28 protein-coding genes are annotated in these 24,458 nt (G+C 68.3%); 26 read left to right on the forward strand and 2 right to left on the reverse strand.

Going from position 1 to position 24,458, the window contains the following annotated elements:
- Positions 1-7 precede the first annotated feature (7 nt).
- From AB4Y72_RS07605 to AB4Y72_RS07660, 12 genes are read left to right on the forward strand one after another with little or no spacing between them, the layout of a single operon-like run.
- Positions 8-349: a flagellar basal body rod protein FlgB gene (locus AB4Y72_RS07605; protein WP_441425549.1), complete on the forward strand. Its 342-nt coding sequence runs from the start codon at positions 8-10 to the stop codon at positions 347-349.
- Positions 349-741, forward strand: coding sequence for a flagellar basal body rod protein FlgC (locus AB4Y72_RS07610; RefSeq protein WP_441425550.1), 393 nt, complete (start codon positions 349-351; stop codon positions 739-741). Before AB4Y72_RS07605 ends, AB4Y72_RS07610 begins: the two co-directional genes overlap by 1 nt.
- Positions 741-1,046, forward strand: a complete 306-nt coding sequence (gene fliE, locus AB4Y72_RS07615; RefSeq protein ID WP_441425551.1) for a flagellar hook-basal body complex protein FliE — start codon at positions 741-743, stop codon at positions 1,044-1,046. Before AB4Y72_RS07610 ends, fliE begins: the two co-directional genes overlap by 1 nt.
- Positions 1,046-2,656 carry a flagellar basal-body MS-ring/collar protein FliF gene (gene fliF, locus AB4Y72_RS07620; RefSeq protein ID WP_441425552.1) on the forward strand — a complete coding sequence of 537 codons (1,611 nt, stop codon included), beginning with the start codon at positions 1,046-1,048 and terminating at the stop codon, positions 2,654-2,656. Before fliE ends, fliF begins: the two co-directional genes overlap by 1 nt.
- Positions 2,653-3,669: a flagellar motor switch protein FliG gene (gene fliG, locus AB4Y72_RS07625; RefSeq protein WP_441425553.1), complete on the forward strand. Its 1,017-nt coding sequence runs from the start codon at positions 2,653-2,655 to the stop codon at positions 3,667-3,669. The genes fliF and fliG overlap by 4 nt, the downstream gene beginning before the upstream one ends.
- On the forward strand, positions 3,659-4,348 hold the full coding sequence (locus AB4Y72_RS07630; protein WP_441425554.1) for a FliH/SctL family protein: 690 nt from the start codon (positions 3,659-3,661) through the stop codon (positions 4,346-4,348). Before fliG ends, AB4Y72_RS07630 begins: the two co-directional genes overlap by 11 nt.
- Positions 4,345-5,673 (forward strand): FliI/YscN family ATPase, encoded by a 1,329-nt coding sequence (locus AB4Y72_RS07635; protein WP_441425555.1) that lies wholly within the window; start codon positions 4,345-4,347, stop codon positions 5,671-5,673. Before AB4Y72_RS07630 ends, AB4Y72_RS07635 begins: the two co-directional genes overlap by 4 nt.
- A complete protein-coding gene (locus tag AB4Y72_RS07640) occupies positions 5,670-6,104 on the forward strand; it encodes a flagellar FliJ family protein (protein ID WP_441425556.1) in 435 nt (144 codons plus the stop codon). Before AB4Y72_RS07635 ends, AB4Y72_RS07640 begins: the two co-directional genes overlap by 4 nt.
- The gene (locus tag AB4Y72_RS07645) at positions 6,101-6,874 is read left to right on the forward strand and encodes a C40 family peptidase (RefSeq protein WP_441425557.1); all 774 of its coding nucleotides are present in this window, start codon (positions 6,101-6,103) and stop codon (positions 6,872-6,874) included. Before AB4Y72_RS07640 ends, AB4Y72_RS07645 begins: the two co-directional genes overlap by 4 nt.
- The gene (locus tag AB4Y72_RS07650) at positions 6,871-8,538 is read left to right on the forward strand and encodes a flagellar hook-length control protein FliK (protein ID WP_441425558.1); all 1,668 of its coding nucleotides are present in this window, start codon (positions 6,871-6,873) and stop codon (positions 8,536-8,538) included. The genes AB4Y72_RS07645 and AB4Y72_RS07650 overlap by 4 nt, the downstream gene beginning before the upstream one ends.
- A gap of 18 nt (positions 8,539-8,556) precedes the next feature.
- Complete coding sequence (locus AB4Y72_RS07655) at positions 8,557-9,021, forward strand: flagellar hook assembly protein FlgD (RefSeq protein ID WP_441425559.1); 465 nt, start codon at positions 8,557-8,559, stop codon at positions 9,019-9,021.
- A 31-nt stretch (positions 9,022-9,052) separates the two neighbouring features.
- Positions 9,053-10,228 (forward strand): flagellar hook protein FlgE, encoded by a 1,176-nt coding sequence (locus AB4Y72_RS07660; protein ID WP_441425560.1) that lies wholly within the window; start codon positions 9,053-9,055, stop codon positions 10,226-10,228.
- Positions 10,229-10,364: 136 nt separating this feature from the next.
- Here AB4Y72_RS07660 and AB4Y72_RS07665 read toward each other — a convergent pair whose 3' ends face one another.
- On the reverse strand, positions 10,365-11,531 hold the full coding sequence (locus AB4Y72_RS07665; protein WP_441425561.1) for a cytochrome P450: 1,167 nt from the start codon (positions 11,529-11,531) through the stop codon (positions 10,365-10,367).
- Between the two features lie 288 nt (positions 11,532-11,819).
- Between AB4Y72_RS07665 and AB4Y72_RS07670 the strand changes: the two genes are divergently transcribed.
- The 13 genes from AB4Y72_RS07670 to AB4Y72_RS07730 all read left to right on the forward strand — a co-directional run bounded on the left by AB4Y72_RS07670 (position 11,820) and on the right by AB4Y72_RS07730 (position 22,744).
- Positions 11,820-12,113, forward strand: a complete 294-nt coding sequence (locus AB4Y72_RS07670; protein WP_441425562.1) for a flagellar FlbD family protein — start codon at positions 11,820-11,822, stop codon at positions 12,111-12,113.
- A 2-nt stretch (positions 12,114-12,115) separates the two neighbouring features.
- Positions 12,116-12,934, forward strand: coding sequence for a motility protein A (locus tag AB4Y72_RS07675; protein WP_441425563.1), 819 nt, complete (start codon positions 12,116-12,118; stop codon positions 12,932-12,934).
- Complete coding sequence (locus tag AB4Y72_RS07680) at positions 12,931-13,755, forward strand: OmpA/MotB family protein (RefSeq protein WP_441425564.1); 825 nt, start codon at positions 12,931-12,933, stop codon at positions 13,753-13,755. The genes AB4Y72_RS07675 and AB4Y72_RS07680 overlap by 4 nt, the downstream gene beginning before the upstream one ends.
- Before the next feature lie 110 nt (positions 13,756-13,865).
- Entirely contained in the window at positions 13,866-14,762 is an 897-nt protein-coding gene (locus AB4Y72_RS07685; protein ID WP_441425565.1) for a flagellar motor switch protein FliM, read from the forward strand.
- A complete protein-coding gene (fliN, locus tag AB4Y72_RS07690; protein WP_441425566.1) occupies positions 14,759-15,481 on the forward strand; it encodes a flagellar motor switch protein FliN in 723 nt (240 codons plus the stop codon). Before AB4Y72_RS07685 ends, fliN begins: the two co-directional genes overlap by 4 nt.
- Entirely contained in the window at positions 15,482-16,111 is a 630-nt protein-coding gene (gene fliO / locus AB4Y72_RS07695; protein ID WP_441425567.1) for a flagellar biosynthetic protein FliO, read from the forward strand.
- Positions 16,108-16,974 carry a flagellar type III secretion system pore protein FliP gene (gene fliP, locus AB4Y72_RS07700; protein ID WP_441425568.1) on the forward strand — a complete coding sequence of 289 codons (867 nt, stop codon included), beginning with the start codon at positions 16,108-16,110 and terminating at the stop codon, positions 16,972-16,974. Before fliO ends, fliP begins: the two co-directional genes overlap by 4 nt.
- On the forward strand, positions 16,971-17,246 hold the full coding sequence (gene fliQ / locus AB4Y72_RS07705; protein WP_441425569.1) for a flagellar biosynthesis protein FliQ: 276 nt from the start codon (positions 16,971-16,973) through the stop codon (positions 17,244-17,246). Before fliP ends, fliQ begins: the two co-directional genes overlap by 4 nt.
- A gap of 1 nt (position 17,247) precedes the next feature.
- Positions 17,248-18,006 (forward strand): flagellar biosynthetic protein FliR, encoded by a 759-nt coding sequence (locus AB4Y72_RS07710; RefSeq protein WP_441425570.1) that lies wholly within the window; start codon positions 17,248-17,250, stop codon positions 18,004-18,006.
- On the forward strand, positions 18,006-19,091 hold the full coding sequence (locus tag AB4Y72_RS07715; RefSeq protein WP_441425571.1) for an EscU/YscU/HrcU family type III secretion system export apparatus switch protein: 1,086 nt from the start codon (positions 18,006-18,008) through the stop codon (positions 19,089-19,091). The genes AB4Y72_RS07710 and AB4Y72_RS07715 overlap by 1 nt, the downstream gene beginning before the upstream one ends.
- Positions 19,092-19,200: 109 nt before the next feature.
- A complete protein-coding gene (locus AB4Y72_RS07720) occupies positions 19,201-21,249 on the forward strand; it encodes a flagellar biosynthesis protein FlhA (RefSeq protein WP_441425572.1) in 2,049 nt (682 codons plus the stop codon).
- Positions 21,227-22,468, forward strand: coding sequence for a hypothetical protein (locus tag AB4Y72_RS07725; RefSeq protein WP_441425573.1), 1,242 nt, complete (start codon positions 21,227-21,229; stop codon positions 22,466-22,468). Before AB4Y72_RS07720 ends, AB4Y72_RS07725 begins: the two co-directional genes overlap by 23 nt.
- Before the next feature lie 9 nt (positions 22,469-22,477).
- Positions 22,478-22,744 (forward strand): carbon storage regulator, encoded by a 267-nt coding sequence (locus tag AB4Y72_RS07730; RefSeq protein WP_441425574.1) that lies wholly within the window; start codon positions 22,478-22,480, stop codon positions 22,742-22,744.
- Between the two features lie 16 nt (positions 22,745-22,760).
- On the opposite strand, the gene flgN is transcribed toward AB4Y72_RS07730, so the two are convergent.
- A complete protein-coding gene (gene flgN / locus AB4Y72_RS07735) occupies positions 22,761-23,276 on the reverse strand; it encodes a flagellar export chaperone FlgN (RefSeq protein WP_441425575.1) in 516 nt (171 codons plus the stop codon).
- A gap of 241 nt (positions 23,277-23,517) precedes the next feature.
- On the opposite strand from flgN, the gene AB4Y72_RS07740 reads away from it, so the two are divergent.
- Positions 23,518-24,336: a sigma-70 family RNA polymerase sigma factor gene (locus AB4Y72_RS07740; protein WP_441425576.1), complete on the forward strand. Its 819-nt coding sequence runs from the start codon at positions 23,518-23,520 to the stop codon at positions 24,334-24,336.
- Positions 24,337-24,458: the final 122 nt, after the last annotated feature.

Consider the following 24,458-nt stretch of genomic DNA (forward strand, 5'->3'; position numbering starts at 1 on the left):
GGACTCTGTGCTCGAATCCGTGACTTCCGCCGCCCTGGCCAGTGCCATGGACGGGCTGGCTTTGCGCCAGCGGACCATCGCGAACAACATCGCGAACGTCAACACGCCGAATTACCACGCGAAGCGCGTCAGCTTTGAGGACGCCCTCGCCGAATCGGTGCAGGCCGGCGACGGCAACGTTCAGGCAACGACCGCGGATTCCCTGGAGCCCACCCAGCTGAACGGCAACAACGTCAACCTGGACACCGAAACCCTGTCCAACATCGACACCGTGCTGCGGTTCCAGTTCGCCGCCCAGGCCGCCGGCAACGAGTTCACCGCCGTTCGCTCCGCACTGAGGACCAGCTGATGACCTTCGACATGATCGGCATCGCCGGCTCCGCCCTGACCGTCCACCGCAAGTGGCTCGACGCCGTCTCGGACAACCTCGCCAACATGAACAACGTCTCCCGCACGTCGGGCCCGGCCTTCCAGGCCCGCTACGTCGAGGCCGCAGCGGGCTCGGGAACCTCCGGCGTGTACGTCCAAGGGACCCAGCTCGGCAGCGCCGCGGGCCGGGTCGTCTACCAGCCGGACCACCCGCTGGCCGACGCCAATGGCAACGTGAAGTACCCGGACATCGACATGGCAGAACAGATGGGCGCGCTCATCATCGCCCAGCGCGGCTACCAGGCCAACGCGCAGGTGGTGGACCGCGCCCGCGAGACCTACACGGCTGCCCTTCAGATTGGACGCTCTTAATGACTGTTGCCCCCATCGCCCCCGTCCAGGGTGTGCTGCCCACGAACTACGTCGCAGGCACTTCCCCCGCCGCCGGCACCGACGGCTCCGCCTTCGCGACGTCCCTGACCGGTGCCGTGGACAACCTCCAGCAGCTGCAGTCGACGTCGAACCAGCTGGCCGTCTCCGCCGTCACCGGCAACCTGGACGACATCCACAACGCCACGCTCGCCGCCACCCGCGCCCAGGTCACGCTCGAGCTCATGGCCACCGTGCGCAACAAGGGCGTTGACGCCTTCAACGAGATCATGAGGATGCAGGCCTGATGCCTCCGCAGATAACCGTCTTCTTCCAGCGCTTCGGCGCGGGCTTGAAAAGCTTCACCGCCGGCCAGCGCACCCTAGCCGTGCTCGGTGCTGCCCTGCTGGTGGTGGGCATTGTGGCCCTGTCCGCCTGGCTCACCCGCCCGGCCCTGACCCCGCTGTTCTCCGGGCTGAAGAGCACCGACGCCAGCGGAATCGTGGACCAGCTCAAGAAGGACAACGTTGCCTACGAGCTCAGCGACGGCGGCTCCACCATTCTGGTCCCGCAGGACAAGGTCTACGACGAACGGCTCAAGGCGGCCTCCGCCGGGCTGCCGACAGCTGCGGCCACCGGGTACTCCCTGCTGGACAAAATGGGAGTGACGTCCTCGGAATTCCAGCAGTCCGTCACCTACAAGCGCGCCCTCGAAGGCGAACTCGCCAGCACGATCGAAGCCATGGACGGCGTGAAGACCGCCGCCGTCCGCCTGGCCATCCCGGACAAGAGCGTCTTTGTGTCCAAGACCCCCGACACCACGGCCTCGGTCTTCATCGATACCGCGGCCGGGACCACGCTCTCCAGCGACAAGGTGCAGGCAATCGTCCACCTGACCTCCGCCGCCATTGAAAACCTCAAGCCGGACAATGTCTCGGTGGTCGACTCGCAGGGCAACGTGCTTTCCACGGTCGGCGGAGGGTCGACGGGGTCCACCTCCAAGCAGGCCTCTGACTACCAAAACCGCACGTCCGACGCCGTGAGGGCGGTCCTGGACCGCGTGGTGGGGCCGGGCAACTCCACGGTCGCGGTGGCCGCCGACGTCACCGGGGAATCCGCGCAGCAGAAGAGCGAAACCTTCTCCAACACGGCTGGCGCTCTGCCGCTCAGCGAGTCCTCCAAGACCGAAAAATACACCGGCAGCGGGGGAGGGGCCGCGGGTGTGCTGGGCCCGGACAACATCGCCGTTCCCGGCGGAACCAGCGGGAACGGCAACTTCGATTCCACCACCGCCACCAAGAACAACGCCGTCAATAAGGTCACCGAGGACCGGGTTATCCCGGCCGGTGCCGTCACGCGGCAGACGATTTCCGTCGCCGTCAGCCAGGCCGCAGCCGGCGGCCTGAACCTCGCCTCGCTGAAGAACCTCGTCACCTCCGCCGCCGGCGTCGACACCAAGCGGGGTGACGTCGTCACGGTTGAGGTGGTGCCGTTCAGCACCGCTGCCGCCGATAACGCAGCCAAAGCCCTCGCCGAAGCCCAGGCCAACGCCGAGGCCGAAAAGCAGCAAGCGTTCTTCAGCACCATCATCATCGCAGGCAGCATCCTGCTCGGCCTGCTGATTCTGGCGCTGGTGGTCATCATCATCCTGCGGCGTCGCCAGAAGCGTGAGCCCGTGGATCTTGGCGAACGCCTGGACCTGGAGATCATGCCGGTGGCCCCGCCTGTTGTGGCCCTTCCGCCCGCGCCTGCGACGTCGGCTATCCCCATCACCGCCCTGCCTCCGCTGCCGGGTCCCAGCACGGAACAGCTGGAGTCCGAGCGCCGCCGCTTTGAGATCGACAGCATGGTTGCCGCCAACCCGGAACGCGCCGCCGATTACCTCCGCGGCCTCATGGATGACAGGCAGCCGGCATGAAACCGGCCGATACGCTCCTCACCGGCACCCAGCGCGCCGCCGTCGTCCTGATGCAGATGAGCCCCGAGAATGCCGCCAAGGTCATGGCCCAGCTCACGGACAACGAGGCAGAGGAGATCGCCGGCGAGATCGTCAAGCTCCGCAAGGTGGACCCGGACGTCGCCGAGCAGATCATGAAGGACTTTCACCAGACCGCGCTGACCAGCCCGCGCCAGGCCCGGGGCGGCCGGGAACTCGCCGAGGGCCTGCTCGAGGCGTCCTTCGGCTCGGAAAGGGCCGCCGGACTCATGAACCGCCTGACGGTCAACATGGCGGGCAAATCCTTCGAGTTCCTCGAAGACATCGAACCCGTGCAGATCCTGGCCCTGATCGACGGCGAACTGCCGCAGACCATCGCCCTGGTGCTGGCCCACCTCAGTCCGCGCAAGGCCTCGGCCGTGATGTCCGGGCTGCCCGGCTCGCTGCGCGCCGACGTCGCCCTCAGCATCGCCACGATGGGATCCGGCGCGCCCGAAGCGATCGGGATCGTCGCCGATACCCTCAAACTCCGCGGCGGCGCGGCGGTGTCCCAGCAGGCCTCGAAGGTGGTGGGCGGAATCCAGCCGCTGCTGGAGATCATCAACCGGACCGACGCCGGCACGGAACGATCGGTGCTGGACGGCCTGGACCTGCTCGATCCCGACCTCGCGGTGGAGATCCGGGCGCAGATGGTGACGTTCGACGACATCGTGAAACTCGAACGCCGCGACGTCCAGCTGGTGCTGCGCGGACTCGACGCGGCCGTCCTGGCGGTCGCCATGAAGGGCGCTTCCGAGCCGGTCCTGGAGACCATCACCACCAACGTTTCCGGGCGCAACCTGGAAATCCTCGAATCCGAGATCGCCGGCCTGGGCCCGCTGCGTGCCTCGCAAATCGAAGAGGCCCGTGCCGCGGTGGTCCGGTCCATCCGTGAGCTGGAGGCCGAAGGCCAGATCACCATCCAGCGCGGGGACGAGGAAGACTATGTCTACTGACAGCGGCGCTGCCGCTGCCCCGGCGCGGATCGTCTTTCCCTCGTTGCGGGGGAACGGCCCGGCCGTTGACCAGGCCGGCTACACCGAGGGCCACGCCGCAGGCTACGCCGCCGGTGTGCGTGCCGCCGCGAAGGAACAGCGCCGCTGGCGGGACCGGATGGCCGCCGAGCAGGCTGCGTCGCTGGCCGCCGGACAGCAGGACCTGGACCGTGCCGTGCGCGCCCTCGCCGTGGCGCGGACCGACTTCGCGCACCGCAACGTGCAGGCTCTGCAGGATGCCGAAGAAATCTTGGCCCGCACGGCCTTGGAATTGGCCGAGGCCATCCTGGGCTACGAACTGGCGGAGGGGACGCGGACCGCACGCGCCGCCCTGGCCCGCGCCCTCTCGGGAAACGACGCCGCCACGATGCTGGCGATCCGGCTTCACCCGGCGGACATCGACGTCCTCAGCCGGGAAGGGCAGGAAGTGCCCGCCGGGTTGCCGCTCATCGCCGACCCCTCCCTGGGCCGCGGTGACGCGAAGGTCGAATACCAGCATGGCTGGTTCGACGCCAGCCTCCGCGGCGCCTTGGACCGTGCCCGCGCGGCGTTGCTGGGAGAAGCCGACCAGGCCGACGCCGATCCCGCCGGCGCACCCGCCGGAGTTCGTTCCGACGGCGCGTACCGGGGCCAGGCATGATCGCCGAGTGGCGCCCCAAGGGTGCCGACTACGCCGCCGCGCTGGCCGCGGCTGCCCCGCAACGTGTCGGCGTCGTCACTTCAGTCATCGGACTGGGCCTTGAAGTGTCAGGTCTGGACTGCGCTCTGGGTGACCTCGTCACAGTGGGGGAGCGCCCGGGCCTTGACGCCGAAGTGGTGGCCGCACTGGACGGCTCCGTGCGCTGCATGCCGCTGGGCCGGCTCGCCGGCGTGGCGGCCGGTGACCCCGTCCGCACCAAGGGCGGCGCCGTCCTCGTCCCCACCGGGCGGGGGCTCTTCGGCCGCGTCCTGGACGGTCTGGGACGCCCGATCGACGGCAAAGGCCCGCTCCTCAGCGGACCCCGCGTGCCCATCGACAACGAGGCACCGAACGCCATGAAACGCGCCCGCATCGACACCCCGCTGCAGACCGGCGTGCGCGTCCTGGACACCATGACGACGCTCGGCAAGGGCCAGCGCATGGGCCTGTTTGCCGGCTCCGGCGTCGGCAAGTCCTCCCTGCTCTCCATGATCGCCCGCGGCACGGACGCCGAGGTCTCGGTCATTGCCCTGGTGGGCGAACGCGGCCGCGAAGTCCGGGAGTTCCTCGAGGACGACCTCGGCGCCGCCGGCCTGGCACGCTCCGTGGTGGTGGTGGCCACGTCCGATGAACCGGCCCTCATGCGCATGCGCGCGGCCTTCACCGCCACACGGATCGCCGAGTCCTTCCGCGACCAGGGCCAGGATGTGGTCCTCATGATGGACTCCCTCACACGCGTGGCCATGGCCCAGCGCGAGATCGGACTCTCGGCCGGCGAACCCCCCGCCACCCGCGGCTACCCGCCGTCGACCTTTTCCATCCTGGCCCGGCTGCTGGAACGCGCCGGCACGGCCGAGACCGGCTCCGTCACCGGTATCTATACGGTGCTCGTCGACGGCGACGACCACAACGAACCCATCGCCGACGCCGCCCGGTCCATCCTGGACGGCCACGTGGTGCTGGACCGCAAACTCGCCGTCACCGGGCACTTCCCCTCCGTGGACGTGCTCGGATCCGTGTCCCGGGTGGCCACCAAGGTCAATTCCCGGCCGCACCTCGACGCCGCGGCCACCCTCCGCCGGGTTCTCGCGGCCCGCAAGGCGGCGCAGGACCTGATCGACGTCGGGGCCTATCAGACTGGAACCAACCCGCTGGTGGACGCCGCACTGAACCACGAACACGAGGTCAGCGGTTTCCTGCAGCAGCCGATGGACGAATCCACCGCCCACCCCGAGTCCTGGCAGCGGCTCGGCCACCTTACTTCGATCCTGGGAGCAGCAGCATGAACCGCGAATTCTCTCTGGCAGGGCTCCTGCGCCTCCGCCAGCTCCAGCAGGACCAGGCGGCCACCGGGCTCGCGCGCGCCCGCTCCCGCTCCAGTTCCGTCCGGGTTCGCGAAGCCGCCGCGCGCCGCGAACTGGCAGCCACGGACGATCCCGTCTCCAGCTCCGCCTCCCTGCGCGCCGTGGCCGCCGCCCGGTCCTCCTCCCACAGCATGCTCGCGGATCTGCAGAACCTCACGCGCCTGGCCGAGGCCGACGAAGCCACTGCCCGCGACGAGTTCATCGCTGCCCGCACCCGGTCCGTGGGCCTGGAAAAACTCCAGGCCCGCCACGACGCCGAGATCAACTCCGCGGACCTGCGCGCCGAGCAGTCAGTTCTCGACGAGATCGCCTCGACCCTGTGGCACCGCGAAGACCAGCAGGTGAAGCCATGAGCATGACCGAGGCAATCAGCCGGATGCAGGGCATCCAATCAATGATCGCGGAACTCACCCGCCCGGCGCCGACGGAAACCACCGCCGCAACCGCCAAAGCTGCGACGGCGTCCTCGCTCGCCACCGCCACGGGCACCGGCGACTCCGCATCCTTCACGCAGGCACTCGCCGCCGCAATGGGCGGGACCGGATCAACGGACACCGCCTCCCTCACTGGCAACCCGGCGCTGGGCACCCCGCTGGGGCTGGATGCCTCGCTCGGACTGGGTACCTCGCCCGGACTGGGCGGGACGACGGCGGCCGGGTCCACCGCGCTCACCGGCGCGGCTGCCCTGATCAGTGCGGCTGGCCTGACCGGCGCCCAACCGACCGGAACTGTCCACACCGGCGGAGCCGCCACAGGCAACGACGTTGTGGCGATGGCCAAGAAGTACATCGGTGTTCCCTACGTCTGGGGCGGCACCAATCCGGCCACCGGCATGGACTGCTCCGGCTTCACCCAGCGGGTCTTCAAAGACCTCGGCGTGGAGATTCCCCGTGTGGTGAGCGACCAGATGCGCCAGGGGACCCCGGTGGCATCCCTCGCCGAGGCAAAGCCCGGAGACCTGCTGGTCAGCTTCGGTGGCAACCACATTTCCATCTACCTGGGCAACGGCAAGGCGATCGACGCTCCCGTGCCCGGCAAGACCATCCAGATCCGCGACGCCTGGGAGCAGCAGTCCAACCTGACCGCCATCCGGCGCATCGTTCCGGCAGGGACGGCATCATGAAGGCCATGGCATCGGCGGATCTTGCGGCCGCGCTGCCCGCCGCTCCGGTGCACGCACGGTCGCAGCATGGTGCGCGCTCGCGGTCCGAAACCGGGAACGCCGACGCCGGATCCTTCGACACCGTCCTCAACGATGTCCAGGGCGCACCGGACACGTCTTCGGATAGGACGGCAGGCAGTGCTGGCCAGGTCGGAACGCCGAAGACCGCCAAGGGTTCCGGCCACGAGCGTGCTCTCCGGGCTGAGAAGGGGAGCGCTCCCACTGATTCGGCTCCGGCCGGCACCGCCGTCAACGCTGCCGCCGTCGCCGGCACTGCCGCCGCCTCAGCCGCTGGCTCCACGCCGTCTGCAATCCCTGCCCAGCAGGCTGCGCGTCTCGGGACGCCGGACGACCAGGCTGTGTCGACTTCCCCGGCAGCGGCGACGACGCCCGGGACGGTGGCCGTCACTCTGACGTCCGGCCTGCCCGACCCGCGCCTTTCGGTGCCGGGCGCAGCCCTCGCCGGAACCGCGCAGGTGGCAGCCCCGCAGAATGCCGGAGTTCAGGCAGGTGCGGCTCAGGCTGGTGCAGTTCAGGCAAATGCGGTCCAGACAGGTGCCGTTCAGGCAAATACTGTTCAGACAGCAGCATCTCAGTCCGGGACTACCTTTCCGGCCGCGACGGGCCTGACTCCGGCTGCCAACGGCACCGCTGTCCAGCGCGGCGCTTCGGATGCACCGGCGAAAGCTACGGCGCAGCCACTGGCGGGCTCAGGCTCCATGCGTCCATTGGCCGACGCTTCGGCCCTCGCGAATTCCTCGCTGGCCACTGCGCCGGCCACTGCGCCGGTCACTGCCCCGGGCACTGCGCCGGCCACCGTGGGTGCCCTGGTGAGCGCGTCGGCGCCGGTCGTCGCTGCCGCGGCCGGTGTCACGGCGTCGGTGACGGCTGCGGACGCCGTCGGCGTGTCCGGAGCCCTGCCCGGTCTTCCCGGCGTCGCTCCGGCGGAATCCAAGACCGCCGGCAACACCGCTCTCGACACGACGGCTCTCGACTCCGCGGCTCCGGCAGCCCCTGCCGGAGGGCTCGATGCCGGCACGCCGGTCCCAGGCGCGACGCCGGCCGGCCAGCCGGCGTCGGCCCCGGTCCCGTCGGCAGGGCCACAGCCAGCGCCTGCCGCGCCCCAGACCGCTGCGGCCCTCCAGCCGCAGCTCGCCAAGCCGCTCTTCACCCTGGCCGGCGCAGCCCACGGCCAGCACATCATGACCCTCAAAGTCAGCCCCGAGGACATTGGGCCGCTGACGGTCCGGGCGCATATCGACGCCGCAGGGGTCCGGATTGAGCTCTTCGCCCCCGGCGACGCGGGACGCGAGGCTGTCCGGGGCATCCTGCCCGAGCTCCGCAAGGAACTCACGGACGCCGGCTTCGGCGCGAGCCTGGACCTCTCCGAGCAGAGCGGACCGGGCGGCGCAGCCCAGGACGGCGCAGCCCAGGACCGCGCAGGTCACGGAACGGCAGGGCAGGGCGGTGCAGGCGGGGACCCAGGCAGGGACGGCGGAGGCAGCCGCAACGGACCCGGCGAACCGCGCAGCGCTACCCGTTGGGACGCACTGGCCGACGCCGCGGCCCTACGCAGCGCCAGGACCCTGAACGGCCCCCAGACCACCCTCGACATTCTTGTCTGACACGAAGGAACGCGACTCATGACGATCCAACCCATCGCATCCCAGCCGATCGCGCCGCAGTCGGTCACGCCTCAGCCGGTCTCCGGCGCGGGGGCCACGGCCGCAGCGTCCGCCGTACGGACCCCCGTCCAGAGCATGGATGCCAACGTCTTCATGACCTTGCTGGTGGCCCAGATGAAGAACCAGAACCCGAGCGCCCCCATGGACACCAACCAGATGATGAGCCAGACCATCCAGCTGTCCATGATGGAGAAGACGACCGAAATGACCGCCAACAACAAGGAGGCATTTTCGCTCCAGATGCGGTCCGCCGCAGCCCAGCTGATTGGTCACACTGTCGACTACACCCTCGCCGACGGCACTACGGGCACCGGTCTCGCCGGCTCCGTGTCCTACGCCGGAGCAGTTCCGACCGTCAAGGTCGGCGATCTTTCCGTCCCACTCGACTCCATCACCGGGCTCACCGCGCCGGCCGCTTCCTGACCAATTTTCCACCCGTAGAAAGGCAGTTCCCATGCTCCGCTCGCTGTACTCCGGAATCTCCGGCCTTCGCGCCCACCAGACCATGCTGGACGTCACCGGCAACAACATCGCCAACGTCAACACGGCCGGCTTCAAGGCCTCCACCACCCAGTTCCAGGACACCCTCTCGCAGATGACCCAGGGCGCGTCCGCCCCGCAGACGCAGTCCGGCGGCAGCAACCCGGCGCAGATCGGCCTCGGCGTCCGCGTGGCCGGTGTCAGCACCAACTTCAGCCAGGGCTCCTCCCAGAGCACCGGCCGCGCCACCGACATGATGATCTCCGGCGAGGGCTTCTTCGTCACCAACAAGGGCGGACAGCAGTTGTTCACCCGTGCGGGATCTTTCAACTTTGACGCGGCAAGCCAGCTGGTCAGCCCCGACGGCGGAATCCTCCAGGGCTGGACGGCCAAGAGTGGTGGGGTCATCGATACGGCCGGAGCCATCGGCGACATCACCCTGAACCCGAACAACATGGTGGCCACGGCCACCTCCAAGGTCACGTTGGACGGCAACCTGCCCGGCGACGCGGCCGCCGGGACCACCTTCGATCGCGTCGTCAAGGTCTACGACGCCACTGGCGCGGCCCGCGACCTGACCCTGACATTCACAGCCAACGGCGGCAACAGCTGGAAGATCGGGGGCACCGACGGCATCGCCAGCGGCGGACCGATCACCCGGACATTCACCAACGGGAAGCTCGACCCCGGCGCCGCGCTGACAGTTGACGGCATCGACATCGATCTTTCCCAGGTCTCCGGCTACGCAGGCATGAGCTCACTGACAATCAGCGGCCAGAACGGTTCCGCCACGGGCAAGCTGGAGTCCTTCACCCTCGGCAACGACGGCTCTCTGATCGGCTCGTTCAGCAACGGCACCAAGCAGGTCCTGGCCAAGATTGCGCTGGCCAAGTTCACCAACCCCACCGGCCTGGAAAAGGCCGGCGGCTCCTCCTACGTGGCCACGGCTAACTCGGGCGGAGTCCAGCTGGGCGGCGCCGGCGACCCCGGCATCGGCACCCTGGCCGGCGGTTCCCTGGAGATGTCCAACGTGGACCTGTCCCAGGAGTTCACCAACCTGATCGTGGCGCAGCGCGGATTCCAGGCCAACGCCCGCATCATCACCACCTCCGATGAGGTCCTGCAGGAACTGACCCAGCTGAAGCGCTAGGTCCAGGCGCCCTACCCCCCGGGGTTGCCCCATCAGTCCTTGCTGCCTTTCTGGTCCGAAGGCAGCAAGGACTGATGGGGCAACGGGGCGGGCCGGGCGGTGGGGGACGGGCGGGGAGGAACTACGGCGCTCGCCGTCAGGCAGCCCGCCAGGCCACGGGAAGCTGCTTCACCCCGAAGACGATCGTGCTTTCCATCCGCTCCAACTGCGCGTCGGGGTCCACGGCCAGCCCCGGCAGCCGCGACAGCACGGCCTGCAGCGCGATCCTTGCCTCGAGCCTGGCCAGCGGCGCCCCGAGGCAGAAGTGGATGCCCTGCCCGAAGGCGAGGTGGCGGTTGGGCGAGCGTCCGACGTCGAACACGTCCGGGTGCGGGAACTGCTCCCCGTCGCGGTTCGCCGAACCGATCCAGGCGACGATCGGCGACCCGGCCGGGATGGACCGGTCCCGCAGCGTCGTTTCGACGGCGGAGATCCGGTACATGGACTGGACCGGCGAGCGGTACCGCAGCACCTCTTCGATCGCCTGTGGGAGCCGGGCCGGCTCGGCGATCAGGCTCTCCGCCACGCCCGGCGTTTCAGTGAAGCACAGCACCGCGTTGCCGATCAGGTTGGTGGTGGTCTCGTTGCCCGCCACGAGGAGCAGGCTGCAGAAGCCGAGCAGCTCGATGACGCTGAGTTTCTGCCCGTCGATCTCGGCGCCCAGGAGCGCGCTGATGAGGTCGTCGCCCGGCTGGCGCCGTCGCTGCTCGATCATGCCCATGAAGTACTCCGCCATTTCCCGGTGGGCGGCGGTATGGCTGGACTCGTCGGCGCCCGGGCGGGTCTGGCTCACGATCACGTCGGACCACTGCTTGAACCGGTCCCGGTCCGCGGCCGGGATGCCCATGAGTTCCGCGATCACGATGACCGGCAGCGGATAGGCCAGCTGTTCGATCAGGTCCGCCGTGCCGGCGGACACTACCGGGTCCAGAAGTTCGTCGGTGAGGTCAGAGATGCGCGGGGCGAGCGCTTCCACCGCCCGCGGCGTGAACGCCTGCGTCACCAAGGAACGCAACTGGCGGTGCCGGGGCGGGTCCGTGTTGATCAGGCTGGCGGCAAAGAGCTGGCCCGTTTCGGAGGGGTTGTCTCCGCCGATCCGGGAAGAGAACGTGGCGTGCTCGGACAGCACGCGCTGCACGTCGTCGTACCGGAAGGCGTGCCAGACGCCGGTCTCCTGATCCTGGAAAACGGGCTCACTTCGCCGCATGGCTTCGTAGCGGGGAAACGGGTTCAACGGCTGCTCAAGAGCGGGATATGGCACCATGGCTGGCCTTCCTGATGAGGCGGGCGGCCGTCGCGTCCTAGCAAAGGATCAACTGCAATGGACCAACTGCCAGGGACGGGCTGCAACAGAGCAGGCACCCAACGGGGCGGGCCGCGTGGCCCCGTCAGCTCCCACCCTAGTACCGCGCACCAGCCCTTGACCCGGGCAATCTGGCCCATGTCGGCCGCCCGGCGGAACCGGCACCCGGCCACGGCGCCTAACGAACACGCCGGTCCTGCCGACAGTACGGAGCAGAACACCATTCCCCTCACAAAGCAGAATCGGCCCATGATCGTCGTCACACGCCTCAACGGAACGCGCTTTGCGGTCAATCCTGACCTCATTGAACGCATCCACGAGAGCCCGGATACGCATTTGGTGACGCTCGACGGCGCCGCTTACGTAGTGCTCGAAAGCCTCGCGGAAGTGGTTGAACTCATCGCCGACTACCGGGCGTACATCCTGAGCAAGGCCCGGGACTTTCCGGCCATCACCGGGTACCCGCTGAGCCTGGTCCCGGCCGATACTGACGACGACCTTGACGGCGCCGGCCCTACGGCGCCCCTGCACCCCAGAAAGTAACCATGGATCCCGCAACAGTCATCGGACTGCTCCTCGCCTTTGGCTCCGTTATCGCAATGGTGACCATGGAAGGCGGCAGTGTCGCCTCGCTCCTGCTTCCCGCCCCCATGATCCTGGTCTTCGGTGCCACGCTCGCCGTCGGGATCGCGGGCAACACGCTCAAAGATGTCATTCAGGCTTTCAAATCCCTGCCCAAGATGTTTGCGGGAAAGACGTCCAAACCGCAGGAAAGCATCGACCAAGTGGTCAGGTTCGCGGAAAAGGCGCGCAGTGAGGGCCTGCTGTCCCTCGAGGAAGAAGCGACCAGCGTCAAGGACCCGTTCCTGACGCGGGCACTGCAGAATATTGCCGACGGCACGGACGCCGAGGAACTCCGGATGCTGATGGAGGATGAGATCGACTCCAAGTCCCGCAGCGACCACTCCAACTCTAAATTCTTCGCGAGCCTCGGCGGCTACGCCCCCACCGTCGGCATCATCGGCACGGTCGTGTCCCTGACACACGTCTTGGAAAACCTTTCCACCCCCGACGCACTGGGGCCAATGATTGCCTCAGCCTTCGTCGCCACGCTCTGGGGCCTGTTGTCCGCCAACTTCCTCTGGCTCCCGTTCAGCGGCCGTCTTGCCAGGCTGTCGGAGTTGGACGTCGAACGCATGACGCTGCTCATGGAAGGCATGCTGGCCGTCCAGGCCGGCGCCCAGCCCCTGCTGCTCGCCGAAAGGCTGCGCTCCATGGTTCCTGAACACCAGCTCAAGGCTTCCGGCGGGGACAAGAAGGCCGGCGCCAAGGAAAACTCCGACGCGCTGGAAGAAGCAGCGTGAGCTCCCGGAGGCGCGGGCGGAAGAAGCCGGAAGAACACCACGTAGACGAGCGCTGGATGGCGTCCTACATGGACATGGTCACGGTTCTGATGTGCATGTTCATCGTCCTGTACGCGATGTCCAGTGTGGACGCGAACAAATTTGAAAAGCTCCGCAATTCCTTGGCCACGGGCTTCGGCGCGGTTTCGTCGAAGACCGTGGACACGGCGTCGGGCACGGTGGTGCCGCCGGATCTGGTCGACAAAAACCTTGAGGCGTTCGCCGCCGTCAAGGGCGCGGCAACTACATCCCCCGCGAACATGGCCGAGGCAATCAAGGAAGTGGACCGGCTCAAGGCGCTGCAGGCGAAAATGCAGTCCCGGTTGGCGGCCGCCGGGCTGACCGCCAATGTCGAGTTCCAAATCGATCAGCGCGGGCTGACAGTCAAACTTGTCGGATCCCAGGCATTCTTCGAACCGGACCGGCCCGAACTCACGTCGCGGGCCACCCACGTGCTGCGAATCATCGCCCCCGTCCTGAAACCGGCCAAGATGGAAATCATGATCGAGGGACACGCCGCGAACGGCATCACGGCCTACCCGTCCACGTGGGAATTGTCCTCGGCGCGCGCCGTCAATGTGCTGCGGTACATGGTGGACAACGGCGGCATTGCCCCCGGGACCATCGGAGCCGTCGCCTTCGGCTCAGCCCGCCAGGTCAATGACGACTCCACCCCGGCGCTGATGGAGCGCAACCGCCGGGTGGACATCGTTGTCCTCTCCGACAAGCCCGACGTCGTGCGGGCGCTGATCCCGGAAGCGCTGAAGCTGAGCAAGAAATAGGCAGTCCCTGCCCGCTGCGGATTGCCTGTTGTTATTTTCCAATATTGCCCGTTGATATTGCCGAGGGCCGAACGCTTACGACGGCGGATCACTTGCCGATAGTGGCAACCGTGAGTGTTCTGGATGAGCGGGAAGTAGTACGGGAGCGGACCGTTAGCGTCTATGACTTCCGCCGTCCGGCGACGCTTGCCCGTGAACACAGCCGGGTGCTGGAACTCGCCTTCGAAACCTTCGCCCGCCAGTGGGGCACCCAGCTGACCGCCAAGGTCCGGGTCAAGTCCGTGGTGCGCCTCGAAGACGTCAGCATGCTCAGTTACGACGAGTACGCGGCCTCGCTGCCCGCAGTGACCGCCATGGTCCTGTGCACCGTCGAGGCTCACGATTCCAAACTCGTGGTGCAGTTCCCCGGTCCAGCCGCCCTGGGCTGGGTCAACCGCATGCTCGGCGCCTCGCACGATTCGCCCATGCCGGACAGGAAGTTCACCCAGATCGAGCAGGCCCTGATCAAGGGCCTGATGGACGAGGCCCTCGAGGACCTCGGCTACTCCTTGGGCCCGCTGCTCAGCGAGGCCGTCCGCGTGGACACGATCCAGTACAACTCCCAGTTCGCCCAGGCCGCTGCGCCGAGCGAGCTGATGATCGTTGCGTCCTTCACCATGAGCGTCGGCGACGTCAACGCCCCCGCCACCCTGGCCGTTCCGGCCGCCATTCTGCTGGGACGGCTCAAGAAGGTCAACCCGACCGACACACGCGGCGACGCCGCCGCGCGCATCGGCGCCCAGCTGGAGCAGGTGCCGGTGGAACTGTCGGTGCGGCTCTCGACGTCGTTGGTCACCCCCAGCCAGATCCTGGGCCTCGCCGTCGGCGACGTCCTGACCCTGCCGCACCTGGAAAACCGGCCCTTTGACCTCACCCTGGACGGAACCCGGCTGGCCACGGCCGCCCCGGCCCGCAACGGCTCCCGCGCGGCCGCAGTAATTGTCACAATCGAGGAGAACCAACGATGAGCATCACCCTGACCAAGCACGAATTGTCGGCGGAGCGGCTCGTCGAGGAACTGCCAAGCCCGGTGGCCCTGAAGGTCGTCGCCCTGGTCCCGGCCCGGGCCGCCGCCGCCTACGCCCGCCAGGCGGTCACCGCGACGTTCGTCGGCGCCGTCACCGCCGACCTCGCGCTCATGCTCAGCGACCGCACCTTCCTGGACGAGGCTGCCGGGGCAGGATCGCAGCTCGGACACGTGTCCGTCACTGACGTGCTGCGCCCGGCGATGGAAAGCGCCAGCTCGGTCTTCGGCGCTGGCGTCCTGTCTGATCTGCGCGAATCCGACGTCTCCGGGCTCCTCTCGGACCCCGACACGGCGGTCTTCGAACTCTCCGACGGCGTCAACGCCGCGGCCTGGTTCGCTGTCCGGCTCCGTGAACACGGCAACAGCCAGGAGCGGGCCGGGGACGTTTTCGCCGGCGGAGACACGGTGGCGGGCCGGCTCGGCCGGATCAACAACATCGAAATGGCGCTGACCGTGGAGATCGGGCGCACCCGGATGTCGGTCCGCGACGTGCTCTCACTGGAACCGGGCAAGATCATCGAACTGGACCGCTCCGCGGGCGCCCCGGCCGACGTCCTGCTCAACGGCCGCCTGATCGCGCACGGCGAAGTCGTGGTCCTGGACCAGGACTACGCGGTGCGAATCACCCGCATCCTCGACGTCGCCGAGGGACTCAGCTGAATGGATGCACTGATCCTCGGGCTGCGGGTAGTCGTGGCCCTGGGCGCGGTGCTGGGCCTCATGTGGCTCCTGCAGCGCAGGCTGGGCAAGGGCACCGGGCGCCGCAGGGCTGACCGTGCCCTGACCGTCGTCAGCCGGCAGAGCCTCGGACAAAAGGCGTCCGTGGTTGTGGTCGACGCCGGCGGCCAGCGCTTCCTGCTGGGCGTGACCGACCACGCCGTGAACGTCCTGCACACCGGGGACATCCCGCCCGAACCAGAAGAAGCCCCGGCCCCCGGCATCAGCCGCGGCTTCGGGGATTTCGCCCGGATGCTTGCCGAAGCCAAGCCGCTCGCCGGTAACCATTTCAGCGGCCGGCCCGCCGGGCCCGCCGTCGACAGCCCGTACGGGGCTGACCCGCTCGGTGCTGACCCGCTCGGTGCTGACCCGCACGCAGATGGCTCCGTCGCGGGCCCGGAACTGCCGCCGTCCCGCCGCAGCTCCCTTCACCGGGGCTCGCAGACGCGCGGACCCGCCGGCCGGGGGAGTGCCCCCGGCGCCCCGGCCCATCCGCCCCTGCACGGATCGATCCTTGCCGGCTCCACGTGGAAGCAGGCCGCGGCCGCTCTCAGGAGCGGACGCCGCAATTGATTCCCGCCTTCTCCACCCCTCTGACCCGGCTGAATCCCGCCAGCGCCAGACCCCTCCGGCTCCTGGCCCTGGGGCTTGCCGCCGTGCTGTTGGCCCTCCTGCTGCTGTGGCTCAATGCCTCGGCCGGCCACGCCGCACCCATCGACCCGGCACCGCCGGTGCCGCCGGCCGATCCGGCCAGCCCCGGCACAGGGAACGTCAACATCCAGATCAACGGGGCGGACGGCAAACCCTCCACCGCCGTCCTGACCCTGATCGGGATCACGCTGCTGGCCGTCGCGCCGTCGCTACTGCTGATGATGACGTCCTTCACCAAGATCTTCGTGGTCCTGGCGATGACCCGCAATGCGCTCTCCCTGCCGTCCATCCCGCCAAACCAGGTCCTGGCAGGGCTTGCACTGTTCCTGTCCATCTTTGTCATGTGGCCCGTCATCAACGAGATGAACAACCTCGGCATCCAGCCCTACCTCAACGGCAAACTGGACTTCAACGGTGCGGTCAGTGCCGCGTCGGGACCGTTGCAGCACTTCATGCTCGCCCACACGCGGGAAGAGGACATCGCCCTGATGTCCCGCGCCGCCGGGGCCGAGAACCCGGCCACGCCGGAGGCCGTCCCGCTGCAGACCCTCATTCCGGCGTTCATGGTCTCCGAACTCCGCGCGGCGTTCATCATCGGCTTCGTCATCTTCATCCCGTTCCTCGTGATCGACCTCGTGGTCTCAGCGGCGTTGATGTCCATGGGCATGATGATGCTGCCGCCGGTCATGATCTCGCTGCCCTTCAAGATCCTCCTCTTCGTCCTTGTGGACGGCTGGGGCCTGATCATCACCGCGCTCGTGCAAAGCTATGCGGGCACCGGATGAACACCAACGCCGTCCTGGACATCTGCCTCCAGGCCATGATCGTGGCCGCGAAGCTCGCCGCGCCCGTGCTCGTCACGGCACTGGTGGTGGGCCTGGCCATCTCGCTGCTGCAGTCCGTCACGCAGCTGCAGGAAGCCACCCTCTCCTTCGTGCCGAAGGCAGCCGCGGTGGCCGTGGCCCTGATCGTTTGCGGACACTGGATGATTTCGGAAATGGTCGGATTCACCAACGACCTCTTCGCAAAGATCCCGTCCCTGCTCGGAGGCCCGTGAGGTGGGCATCCCCATCGACCCGACCTGGCTGGAAGTCCTGCTGCTGGCGACGGTCCGGATGACCGCTTTCCTGATCGTGGCACCGCCTTTCTCGCACCAAGCCTTTCCGGCGCGGGTAAAGGCCATGCTGGGACTGGGCCTGGGGCTGGCAGTGACGCAGCGCATGGTTGGCGGCTACACGCCCCGTGATACCGCGGCATTCCTCACCGGGGTGGTCCTGGAGCTCCTCACCGGGCTCGTCCTGGGATTCCTGGTCCTGGTGATCTTCTCGGCCATCCAGTCCGCCGGCAGCCTGGTCGACCTATTCAGCGGGTTCCAGATGGCCCAGGCCTTTGACCCGCAAATGATGGTCAACGGCGCACAGTTCACCAGGCTCATGCAGATGGCGGCGTTGGCCCTGCTGTTCGCCTCCGACGGCTACCAGCTGGTCATCACCGGCCTCACCGGCAGTTTCGCGGCCTTGCCCCTGGCCGGCGGAATTGACCTGGCCCAGCCGGTGCAGGCCATCATCACCGCGGTGTCCGGCATGTTCCTTGCCGCCGTGCAGATCGCCGGCCCCCTCCTGGTGGTGTTGTTCCTCGCCGATGTCGGCCTCGGCCTGTTGACCCGCGTGGCGCCGGCCCTGAACGCCTTCCAGCTCGGGTTCCCGCTCAAGATCCTCCTGACCCTCTCGCTGGCCGGCTTCATGTTCCTGGCCCTGCCGCGGATCGTCTCCAGCCTCGCCGGACAGGCAGCCAAAGCAGTGCTGGGGGTGGGCTGATGGCTGATTCACAGGAGAAAACCGAGCAAGCGACCGACAAGCGGATGAAAGAGGTCCGCTCCAAGGGCCAGCTTTCCCGTTCCCAGGACCTCACCGCCTGGCTCGGCGTCGGCGCCGCCGCGCTCATGCTGCCCAGCACCGTGGAGCGGGCGGCCAACGCCGCGACGGACCAGCTCTTCACTGCCCGCGGCATCGTCTCCGCGCCCGATCCCGGCAAGGCCGTCCAGGCACTGGACAGCGGGTTCGCGTCCATTGCCGGGATCGTCGGGCCCCTGCTGATTGTGGTCTTTGTGGCCGTCCTGGCCGGCTCCGCCCTCCAGGGCGGCGTCCACCTGAAGAAATTCCGGCTCGAATTCGAACACTTCAACCTGCTCGCCGGGATCAAACGGCTTTTCGGCATGCAGGCGTTGTGGGGCGGCGTCAAGGCGCTGCTGAAAGTGAGCGTGGTGGGGCTGGTGCTCTACACGGTTGTGCAGGGCCTGGTCCCGGTGCTGCTGACCGCGGGCGGACTGCCGGTCGCCGGTGTCACGGCGGCCGCGGCAGGCGGCATCTCCTCGCTGGTCCAGTTCGCCGTAGCCGCCGGAATCGTGCTGGCCGCGGCGGACTTCTTCGTGGTGATGCGGCGCAACCGCAAGAAGACCCGGATGTCCAAGAAGGAAGTCCAGGACGAGAACAAGAGCAGCGAGGGCGATCCGCTCATCCGGTCCCAGCGCCGGGCGCGCCAGATGGCCATGAGCCGGAACCGTATGATCGCCGCGATCGGGGACGCCGACGTCGTCCTGGTCAACCCCACGCACGTGGCCGTGGTCCTCAAATACGAGCCCGGCAAGTCCGCGCCCAGGGTAGTGGCGAAGGGCGCCGGGCACGTGGCGGCCAGGATCAGGGAAGAGGCCGAGCGGAAGAACGTGCCCATGGTCCAGGACATCCCCCTGGCCAGGGCGCTTCACGGGGCCTGTGAGCTGGGGGACGAGATCCCGGTGGACTTCTACCGGGCCGTGGCCGGCGTCCTGGCGTTCGTCATGGCCCTGAAGTCCCGCGGTGCCGCCGCGGGGATGCACCGCATGAGCACGGCGTACGCCGTATGAACACGCCGTACAGGACACACGCGATGGAACACACGGCGAATCACCGGACGCGCGGCGGGAATCACGGCGTGAAAACTTTGGGAATCAGCGTCTGTGAAAGGACCGCACCATGAACAACAGACTGAGCCGGCTGGTGGTGCCCATCGGCATCGTGGGGATCGTGCTGCTGCTGGTGGTCCCCGTGCCCGCGCCGCTGCTCGACTTCCTCATCGTCTGCAACATCCTGCTGGCCCTGCTGGTCCTGCTGACCAGCATGTTCGTGAAGAAGCCGCTGGACTTCTCCGTGTTCCCGTCCCTGCTGCTGGTGGCCACGCTGTTCCGGCTGGGACTCAACGTCGCCTCCACCCGCCTGGTCCTGGGCAACGGGTACGCCGGCCAGGTCATCGATGCCTTCGGCAAGGTGACGGTCGGTGGCTCCATGATCATTGGCGCGGTCGTGTTCCTGATCCTCGTGGTGATCCAGTTCGTCGTCGTCACCAAGGGTGCCGAGCGCGTGGCCGAGGTGGGCGCGCGCTTCACCCTCGATGCCATGCCCGGCAAGCAGATGGCGATCGACGCCGACCTCAACGCGGGACTCCTGACCGACACCCAGGCGCGGGAACGGCGGGCCGAGGTCTCCGCCGAGGCCGACTTCTACGGCGCCATGGACGGTGCCTCGAAGTTCGTCAAGGGCGACGCCATCGCGGGCATCATCATTATCATCATCAACTTCGTCGGCGGCATCGCCATCGGCATGATTCAGCGCGGCCTGGACATCGGTGACGCCCTGAACACCTACGGCCTGCTGACCATGGGTGACGGTCTCGTCACGCAGATCCCGGCGCTGCTCATGGCCGTCTCCACCGGCATGATTGTGACCCGGTCCAATGCCGAGTCGGACATGGGCCGGACGGCCTCCACGCAGCTGCTGCAGTCGCCCAACGCGCTCATGATCGCCGGCGTCGCCGCCCTGGCCATGGCACTGATCCCCGGCATGCCGCCCATCCCGTTCGTGCTCGTCGGTGCCGGACTGATCCTCGCGTCCCGCCGCACCGCCGCCAGCCAGAAACGGGAGGCGAGCGCCCGGGAGGCGGAGTCCACCGCACTGAACTTCCCGGAGATGGATCCGAATGAGAAGCTCCTGGAGGACATGCGCATCCATCCGGTGGAGATTCTGCTGGCGCCGGACCTCGTGGACATGGTCTCGGGCGCGTCCGATGACCTCCTGGCCAGGGTCCGGTCCCTCCGGCACAAGATCGCCATGGAACTGGGCCTGGTCATCCCGCCGGTGCGCACGAGGGACAGCGTCGACCTGCCGCCGGCCACGTATTCAATCCGGATCGCGGGAGTGGAAGCCGGGCGCGGCACGGCCCCCAGCGGCCAGATGCTCGCCCTGGGCGACAACCTGGACTCGCTCCCCGGCCCGGCGACGATCGAGCCCGTGTTCGGTCTCGCCGGGAAGTGGATCCCGGGGGAGATGCGCCACAACGCCGAAATGACCGGTGCCACGGTGATCGACCGGGTGTCCGTGCTGGTCACCCATCTGTCCTCGATCGTCTCCGCGAACGCAGCCCGGCTGCTTTCCCGCGAAGACGTCCGCGTGCTGACCGAGGGCGTGCGGAAGCAGAGTCCGTCCGCGGTAGACGAACTGACCCCGGCACTTCTCTCCCTCGCCGAGCTGCAGCGCGTCCTCCAGGGCCTCCTGGACGAACAGGTGCCCATCAACGACCTTCCCCGTATCTACGAGGCCCTCACCCTCCGGGCCAAGATTTCCACGGACCCGGAATCCCTCGTCGAGGCGGCACGGCAAGCCCTCGGCCCGGCGCTCACGGCCAAGTTCATGGACGGCCCCGTGCTCAACGTCATCATGATCGACCCCGTTCTGGAGCAGCACATGCTCGAGGACATGAGGCCCGCGGAAGGCGGCAGCCAGATCGTCATGGGGCAGGACCGCCTCGACGCCGTGCTGCGCTCCGTAGGCTCCGCCGTGGACGCCGCGGCCGCCGCCAACCGCCAGGCCGTGCTCGTCTGCGCGCCGGCGCTCCGGCCCGCCATCCACCGCCTCGTCGGCGCACAGCCGGGCTCCGTGCCTGTGCTGTCCTACCGCGAGGTGACCTCTGCCAACGTCCGGATCGAAACAGTAGGAGTCGTGCGCCATGCCGAACCGCTATCGGCTTAAGGGAGCCTCGCTCGAGGAGATCCGCCGCAAAGCGGAACAGCAGTACGGTCCCGCAGCCCGGATCGTGTCCGCCGAACGGGTCATCAGTCCCGGAATCGCCGGGCTCTTCGCCCAGGACCGCTACGAGGCCATGGTCGAGGTCTTGCCGAACCATGAGGTGGTCACCGGCGAGGTGGTGCCCGACGCCGACATCCTGGCGGCGGCCGAAGCGGCCCCGGCCGCCGCGGTACCGTCCGCCAAGAACGACGCCGGGACACCCAACGCGGAGAATAGTGCCGCCGGGCACGCCAAGTCCGGGAAGAACGGCGCCGCCGGCCCGCCCGCGGCGCGCTTCGCGCCGGAGCCGGACCGGGCTGGCGGCGGGCCGTCCCATCAGCTGCAGGGCTCGGCCATCGCCGCCCTGCTGGACGAGGCAGACGCCGCCGAAGTCAGCCTGCACCGGCCGGCGGCCGCCGGGGTATCCACCGAGTCGCGGGACTTCGCCGAAGTGCTGGCGCAACTGGGCGCCGGGCTCCGGACCCCTGCGGAACCCGCCGCTGCCCCCGCCGGACGGGCTGCCGTCCGTCCGGCGTCCGGCACCGTAACTCCGGCAGCGGGTGACGACGGCATGCCGAATGCGGTTAGTGCCGTCGGTGCGGTCGGTACCCCCGGCGCCGGGGACGCCGTGGCCGCGCCGCCGGCGGCCGCAGTCCCGACGCCGCTGACCGGCGTCGGCGATCTCGTGGTCCTGGTGGGGCTGGGAGAGGACGCCATGGATGTTGCCCTGGCGATGTCCATGGCTGCGGGTGGTGCCGATGTGCGGACGGCCGGCGAGCTCTCCGCCTATGGCCACCTGCACGTTGACGGACGCCAAAGCGCCACGGCCGCACGGGCCCACGCGGTGGTTTCGGAGCGCACCGTCCTGGTGGCGTTCGGCCTCGGCAAGGCCCGGAACGCCCTGGCGCGGGTGCAATCCGTGGCTGCGCTCTCGGCCGACCAGGTGTGGGTTGTGGTTGACGCCGGACGCAAGCACGAGGACACGGCACGCTGGGTCGGCGTGCTCTCGGCGCAGCTCAACGTCGCCGCAGTGGCCGTGGTGGGCGCCGCGGAAACGGGGACCCCTGAAAGCGTCAACGGCTTGGGACTGCCTGTGGGCTGGATCGACGGGCGCCGGGTCGGGCCGGACCCGGCGCGGCAGAACCGGCGGGATTCGTCCGACGCTCCCCGCGGCGAAGGGTAGATTGAGAGAATGCTGGTACTAACACGCAAGCCGGGCGAACAGATCATGATCGGCGACGGCATCGTCATCACGGTCCTGGAAGGCCGCGGCGACGGTGTTCGGATAGGCATTGAGGCGCCCCGGGGCGTGCCCATTCAGCGCCGGGAAGTCATCGAAGCCATCGCCGCGGCAAACCTCGCTGCGGCGGAAGCAGGCCCGGAGGCCGAGGACGTGCTGCGCGGACTCATGCCGCCGCCCGCACCCCCGGCTGATCCCGCCGTTCCCGCCGCGGACTGAGGACCGGACTTCCGGGTCAGCCCTGTTCCCAGCCCACATACTGCGCCAGGAGGGGGTGGGATGCGCGCCTGATCACGGCCACGGACCGGTCCAGGTTCCCGGCAGCGGCCAGCTGATCCAGCAGCCCGGCGGCTCCGGCGGGACCGGGGCGGCCCGTCAGCGGGAGGGCCCGCAGCGCTTCCTCGTTCACGCGCGCGGCCTCGCCGAGCCGGGCAAGCAGCCCGCGCAGCGCGTCCAGATGCTCGCGCAGGATCTCGGCCCAGGGCCCGGCGGGTGCGGCGGAAATCAGTTCGACGAGCGTGGTCTGGGCCGGCAGGCCCCATTCAGCCGCCACGGCCGCCGATTCCACACTCCGGGCCAGCGCTTCGAAGCGCAAACGGTCCAGCACGGTTTCAACCTCGGACGCCATAAAGTTCAGCCACTCCAGGTTCCCGGCCTGGACGTGCAGCCGCTGCGTGTCCAGCCTGAACAGGAGCAATTCGAGCTGGCGCCGCTCCTGCCAGAGTGCCGCGGAGAGATCACTTGCGCTCATTGGCCCCATTCTCTTCCGCCCCCGGGATCGCGGCCCCGGGGGCGGTTACCGCATTTTTCGCCAAGCTTTTCCCTGAGGGTACACGCAGAATGTGGATCAGGTGATAGGTTTCCACCATGGGTGCTGCGCCCCACAATCGAACGTTGACTCCAATGGGGGGAGCACCGGTCCGTTCTGGGTGCGGCTCCAGGCGTTTTAAAGGGCTAGCCCTTCGGATCCGGTCTCATGGGGGGACACAGTATTGAATCGCGTGGAACGCAACGAGATGGTCACGCAGCACCTTCCGCTGGTGGGGTATCTCGTCTCAGATTTGTGCTCGAAAGCGTCACACCTTTCTCGCGATGACTTGGCTTCAGCTGGCGCAATTGCCCTGATCACCTCGGCCGATTCGTTCGATCCGGGCCTCGGCGTACCGTTCGGTGCTTTCGCGCGCCGGCGCATCCTGGGCGCCTTCGCGGACGAGATGCGGGCCAGCGACTGGGCCACCCGTTCCGCCCGGCGGCGGATCAAAGAAACCATGTCGGTGCAGGAAACCCTCTCCTCCGCCCTTGGCCGTACCCCTACAGTTGACGAGATCGCCTCCGCCCTTGGCGTCCAGCAGAGCGTCGTGGAAGCCGCGCTCGCCGACGCCTCCCGGACCCTGACGCCCCTCGACGAGGCCGTGGTGGATACCCTGGCCGCCGAAACCCTGTCCCCGGAGTACTCCGTGCTCGCAGACGAACGGCTTCAGTACCTGCGGGCCGCCGTGAAATCCCTCCCGGACCGGATGCGCTACGTTGTGGAGGAAATTTACTTCGGTGACCGGACGGTCAAGGACCTGGCCGCAGAACTCGGGTCCACGCATGCCGCGGTGTCCCAGCAGCGGTCGGAGGCCATCAGGCTCATGCGGGACGGGCTGACCGCGCACTACGCCGACGACCCGGAGCAGCCGTTCGAGCCCCAGTCCAGGATTACGCCCCGGCGCCGCAACGACTACCTCGCCCAGCTTTCACAGTCCACGTCCGGCGGCATCACCCGGGCCGTGTTGCCGCAGGGGCCCCTGCTGAACGAAGCCGTCTAGGCCTGCCCGCAACCGTTAGTCAGCTTACTTAGTAAGCTGACCGAGAAATTCCTCCCCGAACCGTCGCGGTCCGTCACGGCCCTGCGGTAGCGTCGGTAGCATCGGCCGGTGCGCCAGGAAAT

The organism is Arthrobacter sp. YAF34 (assembly GCF_052113245.1).
Classification (GTDB): Bacteria; Actinomycetota; Actinomycetes; order Actinomycetales; family Micrococcaceae; genus Arthrobacter.

Coding starts and splice junctions, on each gene's coding strand:
- AB4Y72_RS07715 (WP_441425571.1), top strand. CDS start 18,006: ATGGCTGATTCACAGGAGAAAACCGAGCAAGCGACCGACAAGCGGATG.
- AB4Y72_RS07610 (WP_441425550.1), top strand. CDS start 349: ATGACCTTCGACATGATCGGCATCGCCGGCTCCGCCCTGACCGTCCAC.
- AB4Y72_RS07635 (WP_441425555.1), top strand. CDS start 4,345: ATGATCGCCGAGTGGCGCCCCAAGGGTGCCGACTACGCCGCCGCGCTG.
- AB4Y72_RS07640 (WP_441425556.1), top strand. CDS start 5,670: ATGAACCGCGAATTCTCTCTGGCAGGGCTCCTGCGCCTCCGCCAGCTC.
- AB4Y72_RS07665 (WP_441425561.1), bottom strand. CDS start 11,531: ATGGTGCCATATCCCGCTCTTGAGCAGCCGTTGAACCCGTTTCCCCGC.
- fliQ (WP_441425569.1), top strand. CDS start 16,971: ATGAACACCAACGCCGTCCTGGACATCTGCCTCCAGGCCATGATCGTG.
- AB4Y72_RS07675 (WP_441425563.1), top strand. CDS start 12,116: ATGGATCCCGCAACAGTCATCGGACTGCTCCTCGCCTTTGGCTCCGTT.
- fliF (WP_441425552.1), top strand. CDS start 1,046: ATGCCTCCGCAGATAACCGTCTTCTTCCAGCGCTTCGGCGCGGGCTTG.
- fliG (WP_441425553.1), top strand. CDS start 2,653: ATGAAACCGGCCGATACGCTCCTCACCGGCACCCAGCGCGCCGCCGTC.
- AB4Y72_RS07655 (WP_441425559.1), top strand. CDS start 8,557: ATGACGATCCAACCCATCGCATCCCAGCCGATCGCGCCGCAGTCGGTC.
- fliN (WP_441425566.1), top strand. CDS start 14,759: ATGAGCATCACCCTGACCAAGCACGAATTGTCGGCGGAGCGGCTCGTC.
- AB4Y72_RS07720 (WP_441425572.1), top strand. CDS start 19,201: ATGAACAACAGACTGAGCCGGCTGGTGGTGCCCATCGGCATCGTGGGG.
- AB4Y72_RS07645 (WP_441425557.1), top strand. CDS start 6,101: ATGAGCATGACCGAGGCAATCAGCCGGATGCAGGGCATCCAATCAATG.
- fliE (WP_441425551.1), top strand. CDS start 741: ATGACTGTTGCCCCCATCGCCCCCGTCCAGGGTGTGCTGCCCACGAAC.
- fliO (WP_441425567.1), top strand. CDS start 15,482: ATGGATGCACTGATCCTCGGGCTGCGGGTAGTCGTGGCCCTGGGCGCG.
- AB4Y72_RS07730 (WP_441425574.1), top strand. CDS start 22,478: ATGCTGGTACTAACACGCAAGCCGGGCGAACAGATCATGATCGGCGAC.
- AB4Y72_RS07660 (WP_441425560.1), top strand. CDS start 9,053: ATGCTCCGCTCGCTGTACTCCGGAATCTCCGGCCTTCGCGCCCACCAG.
- AB4Y72_RS07650 (WP_441425558.1), top strand. CDS start 6,871: ATGAAGGCCATGGCATCGGCGGATCTTGCGGCCGCGCTGCCCGCCGCT.
- AB4Y72_RS07725 (WP_441425573.1), top strand. CDS start 21,227: ATGCCGAACCGCTATCGGCTTAAGGGAGCCTCGCTCGAGGAGATCCGC.
- AB4Y72_RS07630 (WP_441425554.1), top strand. CDS start 3,659: ATGTCTACTGACAGCGGCGCTGCCGCTGCCCCGGCGCGGATCGTCTTT.
- flgN (WP_441425575.1), bottom strand. CDS start 23,276: ATGAGCGCAAGTGATCTCTCCGCGGCACTCTGGCAGGAGCGGCGCCAG.
- AB4Y72_RS07670 (WP_441425562.1), top strand. CDS start 11,820: ATGATCGTCGTCACACGCCTCAACGGAACGCGCTTTGCGGTCAATCCT.